At 54.3% G+C, this 2,909-nt stretch carries 4 protein-coding genes; all 4 read left to right on the top strand.

Annotated elements, in window-relative coordinates:
- Nucleotides 1–411 (top strand): hypothetical protein (locus tag V6D20_14875; GenBank protein ID HEY9817064.1); only part of this gene is annotated, 411 nt, incomplete at its 5' end.
- Between the two features lie 52 nt (nt 412–463).
- Nucleotides 464–667 (top strand): hypothetical protein, encoded by a 204-nt coding sequence (locus V6D20_14880; protein ID HEY9817065.1) that lies wholly within the window; start codon nt 464–466, stop codon nt 665–667.
- A gap of 126 nt (nt 668–793) precedes the next feature.
- A complete protein-coding gene (gene nifV, locus V6D20_14885) occupies nt 794–1,960 on the top strand; it encodes a homocitrate synthase (protein ID HEY9817066.1) in 1,167 nt (388 codons plus the stop codon).
- A gap of 244 nt (nt 1,961–2,204) precedes the next feature.
- The coding region (locus tag V6D20_14890; GenBank protein ID HEY9817067.1) for a hypothetical protein at nt 2,205–2,909 on the top strand (705 nt) is incomplete at its 3' end.

The raw sequence follows: 2,909 nt of genomic DNA on the forward strand, positions 1-2,909 counted from the left end.
GAGCGATATTGGGACAGCGCAGGTTTTATCCTCATTGCCGGAGGTATTGGCATCACGCCCATGTATAGTATGCTGCTCACGGCGGCTGAACGCCAAGACGATCGCCCCTTCCTGTTAATTTATTCAGCATCGTCCTGGGAAGACTTCACCTACCGCGAGGGGTTAGAAGCTCTGAAAGATAGTATTGACCTTACTATCGTCTATGTACCCCGTCATGGCCATGAGGGTTGGGATGGAGAAACGGGGTATATCGATCAAGATCTGCTGGAGCGATATATTCCCCTGCATCGGGGTAGCCGCCAATACTTAATCTGCGCTGCTCCGGTGATGATGGATGCTGTTGAAACAGCTCTGTTTGATCTAGAGGTACCCATAACCCATGTCCACATGGAGCATTTTAATTTGGCCTAAGTCATGGGACGTTCCAACACTCTTTTAGTTTTACTCAACCTTGGTTTAACCCATGCGCTACAACATCATGCTGCAAATCGTTGTCAGCACAACACTAATTCTGGTGGGAGCCGGCACCTTTTTTGCCTGGCTGCAAAATCGCCCCCAGATGGACAGGCTAGAGGGGCATGATCGTGAAAACACAACCATTGGAGATGAACTTGTCGGCAGCCAGATTCCGTCAAACCCCGTGGAGGTGACAACAGCCATACCTTAAAGGCCCACCCCTAGAGACGTTACAGAACTTATCGCAATAGCGATCGCTTTCTTAAGACCATGGGGCTTCCTCCATTCCCCCCCGATAATCCGTGGTAGACCTATTCTCACCCACGGACAGCAGACCATGACGGTTTACATTAACGACACCACGCTACGGGATGGAGAACAGGCAGCGGGCGTTGCCTTTAGCGTTACCGAGAAGGTGGCGATCGCTCGTCAGCTTGATCAGTTAGGCATCCACGAAATAGAAGTCGGCATTGCAGCCATGGGCGGTTCGGAGGCCAGAGCGATCGCCGAAATCACGACCCTGGGGCTGCAGGCCAAGCTGCTCGGCTGGAATCGTGCTGTTCCCGCTGACCTAGAGGCATCTCTCGCCTGTGGTCTGCGCCGCGTCCACATTGCCATTCCTCTCTCCGAGGTGCAACTTCAGGCAAAATTTGGGGGCGATCGCCAGCGATTGATGGATCAACTGCGGCATTGCATTGGCCTGGCTCAACAGCATGATATTTTCGTCAGCGTTGGCGGTGAAGATGCGTCCCGCACCCCAGTTACTGAGGTGATTGCCATGGCTCGCCAGGCGGCTGATTGGGGAGCGCAGCGCTTCCGATTTTGCGATACGGTGGGCATTCTCGATCCCTTCACCACCTTCGATCGCGTGCAGCAGCTCGTCGAGGCCCTGCCCATCCCCCTGGAAATGCATACCCATGATGATTTAGGTCTGGCTACTGCCAATGCGATCGCCGGCATTCGGGCGGGGGCGCAATCGGTGAATACCACGGTGAATGGGTTAGGAGAACGGGCCGGCAATGCGGCGCTCGAAGAAGTTGTGATGGCGCTCAAGCGTTTATACAACCTGGATCTAGGCATCAAAACTCAGCAGTTGACCAGTCTTTCCCAACGGGTACAGGCGGCCTCCGGGGATGTGCTGCCCCGCTGGAAAGCGATTGTGGGCCAAAATGCCTTCTCCCATGAAGCCGGCATCCATGCCCATGGTGTGCTCCGGCAGCCCGATACCTACCAAGCCTTTGCGCCCCATGAGGTAGGCACCCATCACCGGATTGTTGCCGGCAAGCATTCTGGCAGTCATGCTCTGCGTCATCTGCTGGAACAACAGGGGATGACCCTAGCTGCCCCCCAAGAGCGATCGCTGCTGGAGGCTGTGCGGGAATGGTCGATTCACCATAAACGCGACCTCACCGCTGCTGAATTGAAAACCCTCGCCCATCGGCTACAAATTCCAGTATCCAGTCCCCAGCCGGCAATGCCAAGCATACCCGATCTGCACTCCTAGTCCTGGGTTGGTCTAGCCCGGCTGGTATTGCTGATCACCGAGATGATGTTGGATGTACATGATGTAGATTAGACCATTGTTCTACGTCATCTGCATCCGGGAACTAACAGGGCTACAATGGCCACTATGAGCGCTCTTTAACGAGGATCAGCGGAACCTGTGGTCGTGAGGCATCGTACTCATCTCTGAATGTTCCAACCTATGCTTCTCGGTTGTGCTTCCTTATCTGAATTATGTTTAACCTATGCGATCGCCCATTCCTATTCGATTAATTACCAAAGAACAGCTCACCCAGCTTCCTCCCAATCAGCAAGCTTGGCTGAAGACCACAGGCTTCACGGCCGAGCCGGGCACCTACGGTCTCATTCCCGGAGACGATGGTGAGCTAGAGATGGTCGTTGTGGGCAGAGCAGATCCACTCGATATGTGGACCTTAGGAACCTGTTCCCAAAGCCTACCCCTGCTTACCTACCAACTTGTTGATGCCCTCACCCCCGATGAAGCTACTCAACTTACCTTAGGCTGGCATCTAGGACAATATCAGTTCACCCGCTATAAAAAAGGAACACCCTTACCTAGCCTAGAGTTTCCCAGCGGAGGCGATCGCGCCTATGTGGATGCTGCCGTAGAAGCCACCACCCTTGTCCGCGATTTGATCAACACCCCAGCGGCCGACTTGGGGCCAACTCAACTAGAAGCCCAAACCCGCAGCCTCGCCAACACCTACGATGCTCACCTAACAGTGATCGGTGGTGATGATTTATTGACGCACAACTACCCCATGATTCATGCGGTCGGCAAGGCCAGCGTCGATGCTCCCCGTCTGTTGGATATGCGCTGGGGACGCTCCTCCGATCCGGCGATTACTCTGGTGGGCAAAGGGGTTTGTTTTGACACCGGTGGTCTTGATGTCAAATCCTCTGCCGGCATGAAAACCATGAAGAAAGAC

The organism is Candidatus Obscuribacterales bacterium, assembly GCA_036703605.1.
Lineage (GTDB): Bacteria > Cyanobacteriota > Cyanobacteriia > RECH01 > RECH01 > RECH01.

Bases quoted from the DNA above. Each gene is read 5' to 3' on its own strand.
- V6D20_14880 (HEY9817065.1), top strand. From the start codon at position 464: ATGCGCTACAACATCATGCTGCAAATCGTTGTCAGCACAACACTAATT.
- nifV (HEY9817066.1), top strand. From the start codon at position 794: ATGACGGTTTACATTAACGACACCACGCTACGGGATGGAGAACAGGCA.